Origin of the sequence: Microbacterium sp. NPDC097977, assembly GCF_040302605.1 — a bacterium.
Lineage (GTDB): Bacteria > Actinomycetota > Actinomycetes > Actinomycetales > Microbacteriaceae > Microbacterium.
Genome location: NZ_JBEOUR010000007.1, coordinates 61,553 through 78,809 on the forward strand (window position 1 = coordinate 61,553; position 17,257 = coordinate 78,809).

Consider the following 17,257-nt stretch of genomic DNA (forward strand, 5'->3'; position numbering starts at 1 on the left):
CGGCGCCCGGTCTGTCACGCCTTGTCGAGGCGGTAGCGCAGTGACGCCAGCTCGGCGCGGAGTGCCGCCGGCACCTTCTCGCCGAAGGTGTCGTAGAACTCCTCAGTGAGGTCGGCCTCGTGCTTCCAGGCCTCGGCGTCGACGGCGAACAGCTCGTCGAGGTCGGCCTGCGGCACATCGATGCCGTCGAGGTTGAGATCCGACACGATCGGCAGACGGCCGATCGGGCTGTCGACCGTGGAGACGTCTCCCGCGATGCGGCGGATGATCCAGTCGACGACGCGCGAGTTGTCGCCGAATCCGGGCCACAGGAAGCGTCCGTCGTCACCGCGGCGGAACCAGTTGACCTGGAAGATGCGCGGTGCGCGGTCGAACCTCAGGCCGCGACCGACCGAGAGCCAGTGGCCGAAGTAGTCGGCCATGTTGTAGCCGCAGAAGGGGAGCATGGCGAACGGATCGCGGCGGAGCTCGCCGACCGTGCCCTCGGCCGCGGCCGTGCGCTCGGAGGAGATGTTCGAGCCGAGGAACACGCCGTGCGTCCAGTCCGTCGCCTCGACGACGAGGGGCACGTTGGTCGCGCGGCGTCCGCCGAACAGGATGACGTCGAGCGGCACGGCCTCCTCCCAGTCCTCCGAGATCTGCGGGCACTGCGCGGCCGAGACCGTGAAGCGCGAGTTGGGGTGCGCGGCCGGACGGTCCGAATCCGGGGTCCAGTCGTTTCCCTCCCAGTCGGTCAGATGCGCAGGGGCCTGATCCGTGAGCCCCTCCCACCACACGTCGCCGTCGGGGCGCAGCGCCACGTTCGTGAAGATCGTGTTGCCCCACAGGGTCTCGACCGCGGTGACGTTGGTCGATTCGCCGGTGCCCGGTGCAACGCCGAAGAATCCGGCCTCGGGGTTGATCGCCCAGAGGCGGCCGTCCTCGCCCGGGCGGATCCAGGCGATGTCGTCGCCCAGCGTCTCGACGCGCCAACCGGGGATCGTCGGACGCAGCATGGCGAGGTTCGTCTTGCCGCACGCCGACGGGAAAGCGGCGGCGACGTGGTAGGCCTTGCCTGCAGGATCGATCACCCGGATCAGCAGCATGTGCTCGGCGAGCCAGCCCTCGTCACGGGCGATCACCGACGCGATGCGCAGCGCGAAGCACTTCTTGGCGAGGATCGCGTTGCCCCCGTATCCGGAGCCGAACGAGTACACCTCGAGCGTCTCGGGGAAGTGCACGATGTACTTGTCGTCGTTGCAGGGCCACTCGACATCGGCAGCGCCCGGGGCCAGCGGCGCGCCGACGGAGTGCACGGTCTTGACCCACGGGGCGCCGTCGGCGATCTGTCGCGTGACGGCGTCGCCGACGCGTGTCATGATCCCGATGGAGGTGACGGCGTAGGCGCTGTCGGTGACCTGGACGCCGATGTGCGACAGAGGCCCTCCGACCGGCCCCATCGAGAACGGCACGACGAACATCGTGCGTCCGCGCATCGACCCCTCGAAGATCTCGGTCATCTTCTCGCGCATCTGCGCGGGCGGCGCCCAGTTGTTCGTGGGCCCGGCGTCCTCTTCACGCTCCGAGGAGATGAAGGTGCGGCCCTCGGTGCGGGCGACGTCGCTGGGGTGCGAGCGGGCGAGGTACGAGCCGGGACGCCACTCGGGGTTGAGCTTGATGAGCTTGCCCTCGGCGACCATGCCGCGCAGCAGCCAGTCGTTCTCCGCGCGCGAGCCGTCGACCCAGTGGATCGAGTCCGGCTGCGTGAGGGCGGCGATCTCGTCGACCCACTCGCGGAGCTCCGCCATCGCGGGGGTGTCATACGTCGGTGCCGTCCCGAAGGCGCGCACGGGTGCGACGGATGCTGCTCGGGGGGTGAAGACTTCGGCGATCGCCATGACTGCTCCTTGATGTCGGGGGCGTTGCATCCATCTTCTTCGCGATCACGACGGACTTTCGGCTAATTGCGCGTATAAGAAAATGCATTCTTTAGATATGATCAAGGAATGGCGACATCGGGCATTCATCTCGCGACCCTCGGGCACCGCATCCGTCATCGGCGTCTCGAGAAGGGCTTCACGCTCGACGAGCTCGGCGCTCTCGTGGGCGTGGCCGGATCCCAGCTCAGCCTCATCGAGAACGGCAAGCGCGAGCCCAAGCTCTCCCTGCTGCAGGCGATCGCGCAGGCGACCGGCACCGAGGTCACCGACCTCATCTCCGCGGAGCCGCCCAACCGGCGCGCCGCGCTGGAGATCGAACTCGAGCGCGCCCAGGAGAGCCCGGTGTTCCGTCAGCTCGGGATCGCCCCCGTGCGGGTGACGAAGGGGATGAGCGACGAGACGATCGAGTCGATGCTCGGTCTGCACCGCGAACTGCAGCGCCGGGAGCGCGAGGCCATCGCGACCCCGGAGGAGGCGCGACGCGCGAACACCGAGCTGCGACTGCGCATGCGCGAACAGCACAACTATCTCGGCGACATCGAGAAGCTCGCCGAGAAGCAGCTGCGCTCGGCGGGTCACGTGCAGGGTGCGCTGACGCACCGCACCGTGAGCATCATGGCCGAGAAGCTCGGCTTCGAGCTCATCTACGTCAACGATCTGCCCCATTCGACGAGGTCGGTGACCGATGTCGAGAACGGCCGCATCTACCTGCCTCCGGCGTCGATCCCCGGCGGTCACGGCCTGCGGTCGATGGCGCTGCAGGCCATGGCGCACCGCCTGCTCGGCCACACCCCGCCCACCGACTACGCCGACTTCCTGCAGCAGCGGCTCGAGATCAACTACTTCGCCGCGTCCTGCCTGATGCCCGAGACCGCGTCCGTGGCCTTCCTGCAGCAGGCCAAGAAGGACCGCAACCTCGCGGTCGAGGACTTCCGCGACGCGTTCGGTGTGACCCACGAGGCCGCGGGGATGCGCATGACGAACCTGCTCACCCAGCACCTGGGCATGTCACTGCACTTCCTGCGCGTCGACGCCACGGGCGCCATCACCCGCGTCTACGAGAACGACGGTCTGCCCCTGCCGATGGATGTCACAGGATCCGTGGAGGGCCAGCGCGTGTGCCGCCGGTTCCAGGCGCGAGCGGCGTTCACCCAGCAGAACCGCACGAACGAGCACCACCAGTACACCGACACACCCTCGGGAACCTTCTGGTGCTCGACCCAGACCGGTGCGTCGACGGACGGCGAGTTCTCGATCACGGTCGGCGTGCCCTTCGACGACGCACGCTGGTGGCGCGGACGCGAGACCGCCGACCGTGCGGTGTCGACCTGCCCCGACGAGGCCTGCTGCCGCCGCCCCTCCACCGACCTCACCGAGCGCTGGTACGGCAAGGCCTGGCCGAGCGCGCGCGTGCACACCCACATGTTCTCTCCGCTCCCCCGCGGCGCGTTCCCCGGCGTCGACGACAACGAGGTCTACAACTTCCTCTCCCGTCACGCCGACGAGTGAGCCGGAGCGGCCGCTCAGCCCTCGACGAACCGCGTGAAGCGGGCGAGCGCTGCGTCGACCGCGTCGTCGATCGGCCCCTCGCCCGGGACGGGGTCGAAGAGCTCGGCCGGGGAGCCGTGTGACGCGCTCGCGTGCGTCCAGCATCCGACGATCCTGCCGTGTGCGAGGATCGTCGCCCGCACCATGCCGTTCTTGCCCGGCCCCACCGCGGCGAGGTCCTCCGGCCGGCACACCGCCGTACGGTCGGCGTACGAGATGTAGTACTCGTCGAAGGCTCCGAGAGCGAGCACGTCAGGCGCTGCGGCCGACCGGCGCGGACGCCGCAGAGAGACGAAGACCCCGTCGTCGACCACGGAGACGCGACCCGCCGCACGCTCTCGGGCCTCGCGAGACTGCCCGAGGGTGAGGCCGGACCACCAGGCGAAGTCCTCGATCCCGGCGGGTCCGTGACCGTCGATGAAGCGGACGAAGAGCTCGGCGAGCGGATCATCGGGCGATCCGTGCTCGTGGATGTGCTCGGCCACCAGCATGAACCGCTGCTCGCGGGTGATTCCCGGGCGCGCGACGACGGGCCCCTGGCACAGGAGCCCCCGCAGTGTGAGCTCGGCCAGCAGGTGGATCCCCCGCTGCCCCGTCGGGTCGACTCCCGCCCCGCGGAACAGGTCGAACAGCTCGGCGCGCGTCGCGCCGCCGTCTCGGAGCGGAGGCACGATCGCCCGGGTGACCGCGTCGAGCATCTCGTCGTCGATCCCCAGATCGCGTCGTCTCGTGGCGGCCTGCTGACGCTGACGCCGACCGGTCACGGAGAGCACCCAGCCGAGATCCCGCGCGGGGATGATGTGCAGGGTCCCGCGCATCGTCCACGCGCGCACCAGGTCTCCCCGCTCGAACGCCCGGTCGACCGCGCGCAACGGGGGCTCTCCTCCCGTGCGGCACGCCAGGGCCCATCGACCGGCGAGGAGGTCCTGGCTCTGCACGGCGAGCATGTGCGCCGCCGCGTCGGTCACCGAACGCGCCGGGGCACTGAGCCGGTGCGAGCGCAGACGCTCCGACAGCAGGGTCGAGGTCTTCATACCCTCATCATGCCCGTGGCCTGCGACACCCCGCTGCGACCCGGCGTCGCTCAGCCGTGCAGCGTGACCTCTCGCCGCTCCGGCAGCACGATCGGGTGCGAACCGGCCATGACCTCGAGCACGCGGATGACCTGGCAGGAGTATCCGTACTCGTTGTCGTACCAGACGTAGAGCACGATGTCCGTGTCGGTGGCGATGGTCGCGAGGCCGTCGACGATCCCGGCGCGGTGCGACCCGACGAAGTCCGTCGAGACGACCTCCGGGCTCTCGACGTAGTCGATCTGCTGGCGCAGCTTCGAGTGCAGTGAGACACGACGCAGGTAGTCATTGAGCTCGTCTCTGACCGCGGGCCGCTCGAGGCTCAGGTGCAGCACGGCCAGCGAGACGTCGGGCGTGGGCACGCGGATCGCAGAGCCGGTGAGCTTGCCCTCGAGCTCGGGGAGCGCCCGGGCGACGGCCTTGGCCGCCCCGGTCTCGGTGATCACCATGTTCAGCACCGCCGAGCGGCCTCGGCGGTCGCCGCTGTGGAAGTTGTCGATCAGGTTCTGGTCGTTGGTGAACGAGTGCACCGTCTCGACATGCCCGCGGACGATGCCATACGCCTCGTCGACCGCCTTGAGCACGGGCGTGATCGCGTTCGTCGTGCACGATGCGGCGGTGATGATGCGGTCGTCGGGGTCGATGGTGACGTCGTTGATCCCGTGCACGATGTTCTTCAGCGCACCTTTGCCCGGAGCGGTGAGAAGCACCCGCGCGACGCCGGTCGACTCCAGATGCCGGCCGAGCCCCGCCTCGTCGCGCCAGCGTCCGGTGTTGTCGACGACGATCGCGTCATGGATGCCGTAGGCGGTGTAGTCGATCGCCGAGGGGTCGTCGGAGTAGATGACCTGGATCCGGGTGCCGTTGGCGATGATCTGCTCGGCGTCTTCGTCGACCGTCACGGAGCCGGCGAACCGGCCGTGCACCGAGTCGCGCAGCAGCAGTGACGCGCGCTTGACGAGGTCGTTCTCGGCCCCCCGCCGCACCACGATCGCGCGCAGGCGCAGGCCGCTGCCCCCGCCGGTGTGGGCGATGAGGATGCGGGCGAGCAGACGGCCGATCCGGCCGAAACCGTAGAGCACGACGTCGGTGGGGGCGGCGGCGACGGCCCCGACCGCGGGCGCGAGCACATCGGCCAGATACGCGTCGAGCGGCAGACCGCTCTCGGCATGCCCCTCGACGAGACGCGCGAGGTCGAGCGACGACGCGCCCGGTGCGAGCTCGTGCACGGCCTCGAGCACCGCCAGGGTGTCGTCGACGACGATCTGTCCATGGCCGAGCTGAGCGACGCGATCGTGCACTTCGACGATGCCCGTGGCGGAGAGCCCCAGCAGGCGGTGTCCGTGAAGCGAGGTGACCACGTCACGCTCGCGCTTGAGCGCGCCGATGAGCGGGATCATCCGCTCGGCCAGCTCTTCTCGCGCCATCCAGTCGTCGTGGGGTGCGGCGGGTACGTTCATCTGCGTCCTTGCATGTGTGAGCGCGCCGAGGTCGCCGGCGCGCGAGATTGCCGGGTGAACTTCGGGGGATGCGTCCAGGGTACGCGTCATGCGCGAGTGTTCAGAAATCGCGGCGTCGCATCCCGCCGTTCACCTGCCCGACAGGGAATCATGCGAGCATCCGACGCGTTCTCCCCCACGCACGCCTCCACGGACACCGCGCGCACGCCCTCGTCGAAAGGCACCCGATGACAGATCGCCCACGCCGTTCGGCCTGGCCGCCGCTGCTGATCGCGATCGTCCTCGAGGTCAGCGCCACCCTGTCGCTGCGCGCCGCCGAGGGCTTCGCGCATCCGCTGTGGCTGCTCCCCGTCGTGATCGGCTACACCGGCTCGCTGTGGCTGCTCTCGATCGTGCTGGACCGCGGGATGCCGGTGGGCGTGGCCTACGGCATCTGGTCGGCCATCGGCGTCGTGCTCACCGCCATCTTGGGCACGGTGCTCTTCGGCGAGCTGCTCGGAACGGTGCAGATCATCGGAATCGGCGCGATCGTGGTCGGCGTGCTGCTCGTCGAGATCGGATCCCACGTGCGCGAGACACCCGCCGAGGCGACCTCGTGACCTGGGCGCTCCTCGTCGTCGCGATCGCGAGCGAGGTCACCGCGACTCTCAGCCTGCGCGCATCGGAGGGCCTGCGGCGTCGTCGATGGATCCCGGTGATCGTCGTCGGCTATCTCGCCGCGTTCACCCTGCTCGGCACGATCCTGGCGATGGGGATGCCGGTGGGCGTCGCCTACGGCGTATGGGCCGCCGCCGGCGTCGCGATCACGGCGATCCTGGGCAGGGTGATCTTCACGGATCATTTCTCGGTCATGATGGCGATCGGGGTCGCGCTGATCGCTCTGGGCGTCGTGCTGATCGAGCTCGGCGGAGCGCACTGACGCGTCCTGTCACACACCCCGTCGGTCAGAATCTCAGCCACATCACACTGACTCCGACCGCCATCGCCCAGGACTCGACGGCGAGCAGGCGGGCGGTGCGCCCCCGATGCACGGGGGCGAGCACCCACTCGCAGACGACCGTCCACAGCACCACGGCGACCACCCCGGCCACGACGAGCACGGACAGCACCCCGTCGAGCCCGTGCGCGCCGTGACCGCCCGCCTCGACCGCCCGCCCTCCCGTCGACAGGCTCTCGAACGAGCAGATCGCCATCACGAGCGACACCAGAGCACGGTGACAGCACGCGGTGGCCGCAGGCGTTCCGCGCACACCGGCGGTGCCGAGCATCGCCGACACGAGAAGGACGACCCCGAGCACGAGACCGATCATCGCGTCGCCGCCGCCGGCCGGGATCATGATCATCGCCGCCGCCATGATCAGGGCGCTCTGTCGTCCTTGCCACGGCACAGACCGCCACACGCCGAGGCATGCCGCAGCCGACACGACGGCGGCGAGCGCCATCAGCCACGATGCTGCGGGGAGGAGAGGTTCCACGGTTCAGATTATATTGATCAGTTGCTCAAAATAGCGAGACTCCGCGCGATGCGGCAGGATGGGCGGGTGCCCCGTGTCGTAGATCACGATCAGCGCCGACGCCAGATCGCCGAGGCGCTTCTCGCCGTGGCGGCACGCGACGGGCACGAGGCCGTGTCGTCGCGCGCGGTGGCCAGGGAGCTCGGCGTGGCGACGGGATCGCTCTGGCATTACTTCGACGGGTTCGACGATGTGGTGCGCGCCGCAGCGACCGAGATCACCCGCCGCACCGACGAGCGGATCCGATCAATGACCGCAGGACTGCGCGGCCTGGCCAGACTCGACGCGCTCATGCGCGAGGTCCTTCCCGTCGACGACGGCACCCGCACCGAGGCCTACGTGGTGGTCGGCTTCTGGGGCCGCCTGACGGCACTCGCCTCCAGCCCGGATGCAGGGTCACCGACCTTCGCGACCTGGCAGGACGTCATCAGCGAGTCCCTCGACGAAGCGGTCGCCGACGGCGAGCTGTCGCCGGCGACGCCGAAGCATGCGCTCATGTCGCTGCTGCGGTCGATCACCTACGGGCAGCAGGTGATCGAGGTCACCGAGCCGCACGGCGCGGATGCGCACCTCGCGGTGCTCGACAGCGTCCTCTCGCCCTGGCGGGTCTGAACACCCGACCCGACCACACGGCCTCGCCACCCGCTCGCCCCGCACCGCCCCACCCGGCATCCTCTCCCCCGACACTCTTGTGCGCGTCGGCCGCATCGGCGTACCATCATGCCAATCCGTTTATTGAGCACTCGCTCGAAATAGTGAGGTACGACGATGTCCCATCCCCAGCCCGTCACGATCGACCGGATCCCCACGCCGCACCCGCTCGACCCGCTCACCGGCGAGGAGATCGCCGCGGCCCGGGCGGTGCTCGAATCCGCAGGCCTGCTCGGCGAGACCGTACGGGTGCCGATGCTCCTGCCCGACGAGCCCACCAAGCAGGAGCTCGCGACCTGGAAGCCCGGCGCGCCGATCGACCGACGCGTCGACGCGACACTGCTCGACACGGCGACGGGCATCGCGACCGAGGTCATCGTCTCGATCACCCGCGGCGAGGTGCTGCACGCCGAGCGCGTACCGAACGACGCCCCGCCGTATGGACAGCCGCAGTACCTCTTCGAGGAGTACGCCCGTGCGGAGGAGATCGTCAAGAGCTCCCCCGAATGGCAGGCCGCGATGACGCGGCGCGGTCTCGCAGAGCACAGGGAACTTGCCTTCTGCGGACCTCTCGCCCCGGGGTACACCGGCCGGGCCGACGAGGTGGGGCGCCGAGTGATCCGCTCGCTCACCTTCCTGAAGTACGACGAGAACGACTCGCCCTGGGCGCATCCGGTCGAAGGCCTCGTGGTGCACATCGACCTGACCGCGGGCAGCGTGATCCGCATCGACGACGAGGGCGACGTGCCGGTTCCCGCCGGCCACGGCAACTACTACTCCGAGGTGCAGGGCGCGGCACGCACGACCCTCAAGCCGATCGAGATCACCCAGCCTGAAGGGCCGAGCTTCGCGGTCACCGGATCGCTCGTCGAGTGGGAGAACTGGTCGATGCGCGTGAGCTTCAACGCCCGTGAGGGTCTCGTGCTGCACGACGTCGCCTTCGACGGACGCTCGGTGCTCAGCCGCGCGAGCGTGCCCGAGATGGTCGTGCCCTACGGTGACACCGCCCCCGGCAGATTCTGGATCAGCTACTTCGACGCGGGCGAGTACCTGCTCGGCAAGAACGCGAACCACCTCGAACTCGGATGCGACTGCCTGGGCGTGATCCGCTATCTCGACGGCTACGTCGCCGACGATCACGGCAACCCCGTGCGCATCCCGAACGTCGTCTGCATGCACGAGGAGGACTACGGCATCCTCTGGAAGCACACCGACCTGGCGGGGCGCTCGGAGGTACGACGCTCGCGACGATTCGTGATCTCGTACTTCTCGACCATCGGCAACTACGACTACGGCTTCTACTGGAACTTCTCGCTCGACGGCTCGATCGAGGTGGTGGCCAAGGCGACCGGCATCGTGTTCGCCGGCGCCGGAGAACCCGGTGTGCGTCAGAAGCACGCGACCGAACTCGCACCGGGGGTGTTCGCGCCCGTGCATCAGCATCTGTTCTGCGCGCGACTCGACGTCGCGATCGACGGCGACGAGAACCGCCTCTTCGAGATCGACGCGCAGCGCGTCCCGATGGGTCCGGAGAATCCGTTCGGCAACGCCTTCACCTGGTCCGAGACGCAGCTCCGCACGGAGCTGGAGGCGCAGCGCGAGGCCGACACCTCGGTGGCCCGCGCCTGGGAGGTGCAGAGCACGACGCGCACGAATCATGTCGGGCGCCCGACCGCGTACCACCTGATCCCCGAACCGACCGCGCTGCTCATGGCCGATCCCGCGTCATCCGTCGCCGCCCGCGCCACGTTCGCGACCAAGCACCTGTGGGCGACGCAGCACGAGCGTGGTCAGAACTGGCCCGCCGGGAGATACCCCAACGCGCACCAGGGCGGATCCGGTCTGCCCGAATACTCGGCCGGCGATCGTTCGCTCGACGGCGAGGACATCGTGCTGTGGCACACGTTCGGCCTGACGCACTTCCCCCGCCCCGAGGACTGGCCCATCATGCCCGTCGACTACGCGGGATTCCGGTTCACACCGAACGGCTTCCTCGATCAGAATCCCGCGATGGACGTGCCGCCGTCCTCGCAGGCGCACGGCTCGGCACGGCCCGGATGCTGCGGTGGGGGCGAATCCTGCACCTGCGGCCACTGACCCGAGCGACCCGGTCCACGTATCGCTCACCTCGGGCGCTCCTCGCGGGAGCTCGCAACCGCGTCAGAGCGCGTGAGCGTGGATCAGTGCGGATCGAAGGCCTCCTCTCTCAGGAGAGGTCGGCGATGGCGACGCGCAGCATGCCGTCCGCGGCGCGGAGCGCCTGGGCCGAGCGGTCCGCCGATGCTCCGGTCGAGAGCATGAGGATCGCGAGCTTGACCGAGCCGTCCGCCGAGGCGACGGCCGCCTTGGCCTCGTCGACGGTGGCACCCGTGAGTTCGGTGACCGTGCGGATCGAGCGGGCGTGCAGCTTCTCGTTCGTCGCGAGAAGGTCGACCATCACCCCGCGATGCGTCTTGCCGAGCTTGATCATCGACAGTGTCGTCAGCATGTTCACGACGAGCTTCTGCGCGGTGCCCGACTTCAGGCGCGTCGATCCCGAGACGAACTCCGGCCCCGTGACCACCTCGATCGCGATGTCCGCCACCGCGCCGATGTCGGATGCCGCGTTCGAGGCGATCGCGACGGTGAGCGCGCCGACTCCCCGAGCGAACTCCAGGCCTCCCACGACATACGGCGTGCGCCCGGAGGCGGAGATCCCCACCACCGTGTCCCGCTCGGTGAGTCCGAGCTCGCGCAGTGACAGGCCCGCGGCATCGGCGTCGTCCTCGGCGTTCTCGACCGCAGACCGAATCGCCGTCTCGCCTCCGGCGATGAGCCCGACCACCATCGACGGGTCGGTGCCGAAGGTGGGAGGGCATTCGCTCGCGTCGAGCACGCCGACGCGGCCGGCGGTGCCCGCACCGATGTAGATCAGGCGTCCCCCCTCGCGGAATCGCGCCGTGATGCCGTCGACCGCAGCCGCGATCTCGGCGCGGCGTTCGGCGACCGCATCAGGGACGCGCCGATCCTCGGCGTTCATTCGATCCACCAGCTCGATCGTGTCGAGCAGGTCGAGATCGCCGCGCTCGATCGTCGAGGCCTCGGTTCCGAGGGTCGACAGGACGTCGAGGAGCGTGGTCAATCTGGCGTGTTCATTCGGCACGATGCACGAACCTTTCATGGGGAAGATCGGCGCGGTCTGCGAGCAGCAGCGCGCCGTCGAGAGCATCGCCGGCGGAGACGACCACGGCATGTCCGGCAGCGCGCATGGCCGCCTCGAGCGCGGCACGGAACCAGACATGCTCAGTGAGTCCGCCGTGCAGAGCCACCGCATCGCCACCCGATGCTGACGCACCGTTCGATGATGACCCGCCGCGCGCCGAGGCGGCGGTCGCCGACGCGGCGAGGAGGCGGATGCCCTCTGCGGCGATATCGGCGGCGACACCGTCACCGGACTCCGCGGCATCGAGCACGAGCGGGGCCAGCGTCGCGAGTCGTCGGGGCAGCGGGCCGTCGTCTGCGAGCCAGGCGTGGATCGCGGACGGTGCGCCGATCGGGATCGCCACGGCATCCGTGAGTCGCGTACTCGGCCCGAGGCCGACGGATGCTCGCAGCACCGCGCGCAGCGCCTCGCGACCGAGCCACGAGCCGCTGCCGAAGTCTCCGAGCTCGGGCCCCCAGCCGTCCACGAGGACGGCGCGGCCACCACCCGTCCCGCCGCCGTCGTCGCCGCCGTCGTCGTCGTCGTCGTCGTCGTCGTTCAGGCTGCCGTCGATTCCGAGGGCGGCCGCGCCTGTGCCGGCGATCAGGAGCACTCCGGCGCCGCCGAGGGCACCGGCGTGCGCCGACACGACGTCGGAGGTCACGACGACGGGGACGCCGAAGGTGTCGGCGAGCCGCCGAGCGAGTTCGGATGCCGCGGTCGGCGCGGTCCACGCTCCGGCAGCGCCGACGGAGATCGACGAGATCGGTACGTCCAGACGAGCCCTCAGCGGGAGGATCGATTCGAGCGCGGCGGTGACGCCACCGGTCGCAGCCAGGCCGGGCGCGCCGACACCTTCATGGAGGGGGCGACGGCCGGATCGCCGGCCGGTGACGGCATCCGACTCCGAGACGATCGCACGGCACCGCGACTTGCCGAGATCGACGGCCACGACGGCGGAGGGGGAAGGCATGGAAATAGTCTACGCAATGAGCACCCGGCGTGGAATAATTGTTCACAACCACCGGGGCGTCTCCCGACACCCCTTCCCGACACGCCAGGACGCAGGAGAGCGATGAGCATCCAGACGACGATCGCGACAGCGGCCGAGAATCTCCCGCCGTCGCTCGCGCGCATCGCCCGCACCATCACCGACGATCCGACGATCGTCGTCGACAGCACCATCACGGAGATCGCCGCGACCTGCTCGACCTCGGTCGCCTCCGTCGTGCGTTTCTGCCGCGCGATCGGCGTGAACGGATATGCGGCGCTGCGGATGGCTCTGGCCACCGAGCTCGGGCGAGAGTCCGCGCATTTCCCCGCGTCGACCGGGTTCGGCGCCGAGATCTCGGCCGCGGACTCCCTCCGGGAGGCGACGGCGAAGGTGGCGGCGCTCGAGCTGCTCGCGATCGAGGAGACGATCGCCGGCGTCGACTACGACGTGCTCGCCGCCGCCGTGGATGCGGTGGACGACGCCGACCGGATCCTGCTCTTCGGCATCGGCGCGAGCGGTCTCGTCGCGGCCGACCTCGGCCACAAGCTCCTGCGCATCGGTCATGCGGCGATCGTGCTCACCGACGCGCACGAGGCGAGCGCCGCAGCCGCGCTCGGCGCCAAGAAGACCGTGGCGATCGGCTTCTCCCACTCGGGCACGACTCGCGAGACGCTGCTCTTCCTGCAGACCGCACAATCGGCGGCGAGCACCACGATCGGCGTCACCGGCGCATCCGACTCCCCCCTGGCCGCGGAGGCCGATCACGCTCTGCTCAGCCACGCGCGAGAACCCCGCCTGCGTGCCGGGGCCATGGTCAGCCGGATCGCGCAGCTGGCCCTGGTCGACTGCCTCTTCGTGGGGGTCGCGCAGAAGCGCCATGCCCACTCGGTGCACGCCCTGCAGCGCACGGCCGACGCCACCCGGACGCTGCGCTGAGCCTCGCCCTCCCCCGGACGCTGCGCCGAGCCTCGCGCGGCCGCCCTCCGTCGGCATCGCAGAAGCCTCGCGGTTCTGAACGAGCCGGTGGTAGCATCACGACACGGATCGTATACAACGTCGTCGTTCCACCACCCGAGGTAGTCAATCATGAACGGTGTGCCCGCAGCCCCCGCCGAGTCGGTGTCCACGCTCGTCGCGCGCAACATCAGCGAATTCAGAGCGGCCGTCTCCGAGTCGTTCGTCCCGCTGCAGGTGTCGACGTCGGGTGCCGACCACTTCCGCGGCGTGATCCGCGGCGCCTCCGTCGACGAGGTGCACGTGAACGAGGTGCGTGCGACATCGCACGTCGTCGAGCGCACCCCCGAGCTCATCGCGCGCAGCGACCGGTCGTACTTCAAGCTCAGCCTGATGCTCGCCGGAACCGGGATGCTGATCCAGGACGACCGCGAAGCCGTGCTGCAGCCGGGCGATCTGGCCGTGTACGACACCGATCGCCCCTACTCCCTCGTGTTCGACGACGACTTCCGCACCATGGTCGTGATGTTCCCGAAGCACCTCATCAGCCTCCCGGCCGACATGGTCGGTCAGCTAACGGCCGTGCGGATCTCGGGACAGGGTGGGCTCGGCGGAATGGTCGTCCCCTACCTGACGCAGCTCGCCGGCAACCTCGATCAGCTCGCCGGAACCACGGGAGCGCGCCTGGCCCACAGCGCTCTCGATCTCGTCACGACGGTCTTCACGCGGGAGCTCGGACTCGATGAGGTGTCAGCCGATCCGCACCGCGCACTGGTGCAGCGCATCCGCTCGTACATCGACCGCAACCTCGCCTCCACCGACCTCGGCCCCGCCTCAATCGCCTCGGCGCACTTCATCTCGACCAGGCACCTGCACGGACTCTTCCAGGAGCAGGGCGTCACGGTCTCGACGTGGATCCGCACCCGGCGCCTCGAGCAGTGCCGACGCGACCTGCTCGACCCGATGCTCGCCGACCGTCCGGTCGCGGCCGTCGCCGCGCGGTGGGGGTTCGTGGATGCCGCGCATTTCAGCCGTGCGTTCAAGACGGCGTTCGGCATCTCCCCCAGCGAATACCGCGCCGCGCACTGACCCTGCGGCATGCCCTTGCCCCGGAGGGCACGCCGGTTGACTCTCGGCGCGCGATGGTGTCGCATCCCTTGAACGGATGCCGTGCGCCGCCGGAGCATGAGGCAAGCACACCGCGAGGACGCGGTGCCCGGAGCGAGGATGCTCCGCAGCATGCGACGTCAGGACCCTCATGACCGCCCCTGTCTCGACCGATCCCGCGCTCGACGAATGGCGCACCTACGACGAGTTCGCCGCGGGGATCGACACGTTCCGCCTGCCGAACGCCTCGCTCTCCGGCACCGCCATGACGCTGACACTCGATGACGGTTCCCCGCTGTCCCTCTCGTTCGACGCCGTGGCCGTCACCTGGTCGGGTCTCGGCTCGACCGGCATCGACCCCTACGACGCCGTCACGGTGCGCGATGACGTCGTCTTCGTCAACATCCCGCTCGAGAGTCGCGAACGCGAGGCGATCACCGTCGTCTATTCGACCACGACGCACCGTGCGACGGTCGTGCGATCGCGCATCGCCGCGGCGGCCGTCGCGGGCATTCCGCAGGTCGGACAGGACTTCTGGGCGGCGACGACCGATCGCGGCGCGGCCACCGGTGCGGTGCCGGGCCCGAGCCGCGACCTCATCGGCACCCGCAATGTCTACCGCTACAGCCCTCACCATCTCTACGAGCACGTGTACATCTCGAGTCGGCGCTATGCGTGGCAGTGCCTCGAAGGCGTGCAGCGGGGCCACGGCGACATGGATCTGTCGACGGTCTGGAAGTTCGCCGACGGCCTCTACCTCTTCTGCTTCCGCGAGTTCCGCATCGCGGTCGCCAGCGTCTGGCTGCACGACCTCGGCTACCAGCTGATGACGACCGGCATCTTCCTCGGTCTGAACGGCGACGGCGACGCCGAGCACTCGCGGGGCGGCGGGCACATCTATCCGCTCGGCTCGGTCACCTACCCCGACGCGCAGCCGGTCTGACGCGGCCACCGGATCCGCACTCGAGACGAAGGAACCCCTCATGCGCAACGCCGACACCATCGCCGCACACTATGCCGCCAACGACCGCGGAGACCTCGACGGCATGCTCGAGTCGTTCGCCGACGACGTGCGCTGGACCGAAGCCGCAGGCTTCCCGTACGCCGGTACCTACATCGGTCCGGATGCCGTGACGGCCCACGTCTTCGCGCGCATCCAGGACGAATGGGACGACTACACGGTGGCGATCGACGAGGTCATCGACGGCGGCGACGTGGTCGTCGGCATCGGGACCTACTCGGGCACGTACCGCTCGACCGGTCGATTCTTCGCCGCCCGCGTCGCACACGTGTGGCGGCTGGCCGAGGGCAAGGTGGTCGCCTTCGAGCAGTTCACCGACACGGAACTCGTGAACCGCGCACTGCGCGACTGAGGCAGCGGATCGCACGACCACAGCGTCACCCCGCAGCGCCACCCGACAGCATCACCACCCGATCACACAGCACGACACGATCTCGAGAGACAGGAATCACATGAACAAGCGAGTATCCGGCAGCGTGGCGCTCATCGCCGTGGCAGCCCTCACCCTGGCCGGCTGCGCCGGCGGAGACGGAAGCGGCGGCGGCGAGGGAGCCCCCATCGTCGTCGGCTCCGTGAACACGATCAGCGGCCCGGCCACCTTTCCCGAGGCCTCGCAGGCCGCAGCCGCGGTCTTCGACGCGTTCAACGACGCCGGCGGCCTGGACGGTCGGACCATCGAGTACAAGACGCTCGACGACAAGGGAGACCCGGCGACGGCCACGGCATCGGCCCGTGAACTGGTCGGGAGCGACGGAGCAGTGGCGCTCGTCGGCTCGGCCAGCCTGATCGAGTGCGAGATCAACGCCAAGTACTACGAGCAGGAGGACATCCTCTCGATGCCCGGCATCGGCGTCGACACCGGCTGCTTCGCGAGCGACAACATCTCGCCTGCGAACGTCGGCCCCTTCAACGACATGGCCCTCACGCTGCAGTACGGCTCGGAGGTGCTCGGACTCGATGACATCTGCATCCTGCTCGAGATCGCGGGCTCCACGCGTCCGACGTACCAGGCCGCGATCGACAAGTGGACCGAGATCACCGGCAAGGAGCCGAAATACGTCGACGACACCGTGCCGTACGGCGCCTCGGACTACACCCCGTACATCGTGAAGGCGCGCGAGCAGGGCTGCAAGGCTCTCGCGATCAACCCGGTCGAGCCCGATGCGATCGGCCAGGTCAAGGCGGCGAACGCCCAGGGCTGGGACGACGTGACGTGGCTGTATCTGACCAGCGTCTACAGCGAGAACTTCGCCGGCGCGATCGACAACGCGGGTGCGGGCATCCACGTGCCCGCCGAGTTCTACCCGTTCACCGACGATGACGAGATCAACGCCGACTGGCGCGCGCTGATGGAGGAGAACGACATCGCGCTCACGTCCTTCAGCCAGGGCGGATACCTCGCGGCGAAGTACTTCATCGAGGTTCTCGAGGGCATGGACGGTGACATCACCCGCGAGAGCGTCACCGAGGCGCTGCGAGGCATGGATCCGATCGAGAACCCGATGGTCGGGACGCCGTACGCCTTCGGCACCCAGAACACCGCCGGCTGGCCCATCATCCTCGAATCCGGCACGAACGCCTGGGAGAAGGTCGCCGACGACTGGCTGCGCATCGGCGAGTAACGCCTCCCCCACGCCCTTCGTCTCGCTCCGCTCGCTCAGGGACCGAGCCAGGTCCCACACCCCTCGTCTCGATCCGCTCACTCAGGGACCGAGCCAGGTCCCACACCCCTCGTCTCGATCCGCTCGCTCAGGGACCGAGCCAGGTCCCACACCCCTCGTCTCGATCCGCTCACTCAGGGACCGAGCCAGGTCCCACACCCCTCGTCTCGATCC

The 17,257-nt window shown here is 69.2% G+C and carries 16 protein-coding genes; 10 read left to right on the top strand and 6 right to left on the bottom strand.

Going from position 1 to position 17,257, the window contains the following annotated elements; translation table 11 throughout:
- Positions 1 to 14: 14 nt before the first annotated feature.
- Positions 15 to 1,877, bottom strand: a complete 1,863-nt coding sequence (locus ABTZ43_RS03335) for a phosphoenolpyruvate carboxykinase (GTP) (protein WP_314096228.1) — start codon at positions 1,875 to 1,877, stop codon at positions 15 to 17.
- A 108-nt stretch (positions 1,878 to 1,985) separates the two neighbouring features.
- Between ABTZ43_RS03335 and ABTZ43_RS03340 the strand changes: the two genes are divergently transcribed.
- On the top strand, positions 1,986 to 3,428 hold the full coding sequence (locus ABTZ43_RS03340; RefSeq protein ID WP_350537811.1) for a helix-turn-helix domain-containing protein: 1,443 nt from the start codon (positions 1,986 to 1,988) through the stop codon (positions 3,426 to 3,428).
- 14 nt (positions 3,429 to 3,442) lie between these two features.
- Here the strand turns inward: ABTZ43_RS03340 and ABTZ43_RS03345 are convergent, their stop codons facing one another.
- Together ABTZ43_RS03345 and ABTZ43_RS03350 are read right to left on the bottom strand one after the other, a co-directional pair.
- The gene (locus ABTZ43_RS03345) at positions 3,443 to 4,501 is read right to left on the bottom strand and encodes a winged helix DNA-binding domain-containing protein (protein ID WP_350537812.1); all 1,059 of its coding nucleotides are present in this window, start codon (positions 4,499 to 4,501) and stop codon (positions 3,443 to 3,445) included.
- A gap of 50 nt (positions 4,502 to 4,551) precedes the next feature.
- Positions 4,552 to 6,000 carry a glyceraldehyde-3-phosphate dehydrogenase gene (locus ABTZ43_RS03350; RefSeq protein ID WP_350537813.1) on the bottom strand — a complete coding sequence of 483 codons (1,449 nt, stop codon included), beginning with the start codon at positions 5,998 to 6,000 and terminating at the stop codon, positions 4,552 to 4,554.
- Positions 6,001 to 6,227: 227 nt separating this feature from the next.
- Here ABTZ43_RS03350 and ABTZ43_RS03355 point away from each other — a divergent pair, with 227 nt between their 5' ends.
- Both ABTZ43_RS03355 and ABTZ43_RS03360 read left to right on the top strand, forming a co-directional pair.
- Positions 6,228 to 6,599, top strand: coding sequence for a DMT family transporter (locus ABTZ43_RS03355; protein ID WP_350537814.1), 372 nt, complete (start codon positions 6,228 to 6,230; stop codon positions 6,597 to 6,599).
- On the top strand, positions 6,596 to 6,919 hold the full coding sequence (locus ABTZ43_RS03360) for a DMT family transporter (RefSeq protein ID WP_350537815.1): 324 nt from the start codon (positions 6,596 to 6,598) through the stop codon (positions 6,917 to 6,919). The genes ABTZ43_RS03355 and ABTZ43_RS03360 overlap by 4 nt, the downstream gene beginning before the upstream one ends.
- Before the next feature lie 25 nt (positions 6,920 to 6,944).
- Here the strand turns inward: ABTZ43_RS03360 and ABTZ43_RS03365 are convergent, their stop codons facing one another.
- Positions 6,945 to 7,475 carry a hypothetical protein gene (locus ABTZ43_RS03365; RefSeq protein WP_350537816.1) on the bottom strand — a complete coding sequence of 177 codons (531 nt, stop codon included), beginning with the start codon at positions 7,473 to 7,475 and terminating at the stop codon, positions 6,945 to 6,947.
- A gap of 66 nt (positions 7,476 to 7,541) precedes the next feature.
- Between ABTZ43_RS03365 and ABTZ43_RS03370 the strand changes: the two genes are divergently transcribed.
- Together ABTZ43_RS03370 and ABTZ43_RS03375 are read left to right on the top strand one after the other, a co-directional pair.
- Positions 7,542 to 8,126 (top strand): TetR/AcrR family transcriptional regulator, encoded by a 585-nt coding sequence (locus ABTZ43_RS03370; protein WP_350537817.1) that lies wholly within the window; start codon positions 7,542 to 7,544, stop codon positions 8,124 to 8,126.
- Between the two features lie 156 nt (positions 8,127 to 8,282).
- Positions 8,283 to 10,262 carry a primary-amine oxidase gene (locus ABTZ43_RS03375; protein ID WP_188042382.1) on the top strand — a complete coding sequence of 660 codons (1,980 nt, stop codon included), beginning with the start codon at positions 8,283 to 8,285 and terminating at the stop codon, positions 10,260 to 10,262.
- Between the two features lie 109 nt (positions 10,263 to 10,371).
- Here the strand turns inward: ABTZ43_RS03375 and murQ are convergent, their stop codons facing one another.
- Complete coding sequence (murQ, locus tag ABTZ43_RS03380; RefSeq protein ID WP_149423457.1) at positions 10,372 to 11,307, bottom strand: N-acetylmuramic acid 6-phosphate etherase; 936 nt, start codon at positions 11,305 to 11,307, stop codon at positions 10,372 to 10,374.
- Positions 11,297 to 12,319, bottom strand: a complete 1,023-nt coding sequence (locus ABTZ43_RS03385; RefSeq protein ID WP_350537818.1) for a BadF/BadG/BcrA/BcrD ATPase family protein — start codon at positions 12,317 to 12,319, stop codon at positions 11,297 to 11,299. Before ABTZ43_RS03385 ends, murQ begins: the two co-directional genes overlap by 11 nt.
- Positions 12,320 to 12,421: 102 nt before the next feature.
- Between ABTZ43_RS03385 and ABTZ43_RS03390 the strand changes: the two genes are divergently transcribed.
- From ABTZ43_RS03390 to ABTZ43_RS03410, 5 genes are all read left to right on the top strand, one after another.
- The gene (locus tag ABTZ43_RS03390; protein WP_350537819.1) at positions 12,422 to 13,276 is read left to right on the top strand and encodes a MurR/RpiR family transcriptional regulator; all 855 of its coding nucleotides are present in this window, start codon (positions 12,422 to 12,424) and stop codon (positions 13,274 to 13,276) included.
- A gap of 150 nt (positions 13,277 to 13,426) precedes the next feature.
- Positions 13,427 to 14,383 carry an AraC-like ligand-binding domain-containing protein gene (locus tag ABTZ43_RS03395; RefSeq protein ID WP_350537820.1) on the top strand — a complete coding sequence of 319 codons (957 nt, stop codon included), beginning with the start codon at positions 13,427 to 13,429 and terminating at the stop codon, positions 14,381 to 14,383.
- A gap of 169 nt (positions 14,384 to 14,552) precedes the next feature.
- Complete coding sequence (locus ABTZ43_RS03400; protein WP_350537821.1) at positions 14,553 to 15,344, top strand: MoaF C-terminal domain-containing protein; 792 nt, start codon at positions 14,553 to 14,555, stop codon at positions 15,342 to 15,344.
- 40 nt (positions 15,345 to 15,384) lie between these two features.
- On the top strand, positions 15,385 to 15,774 hold the full coding sequence (locus ABTZ43_RS03405; protein ID WP_350537822.1) for a nuclear transport factor 2 family protein: 390 nt from the start codon (positions 15,385 to 15,387) through the stop codon (positions 15,772 to 15,774).
- 100 nt (positions 15,775 to 15,874) lie between these two features.
- Positions 15,875 to 17,044 (top strand): ABC transporter substrate-binding protein, encoded by a 1,170-nt coding sequence (locus ABTZ43_RS03410; protein WP_350537823.1) that lies wholly within the window; start codon positions 15,875 to 15,877, stop codon positions 17,042 to 17,044.
- Positions 17,045 to 17,257 lie beyond the last annotated feature (213 nt).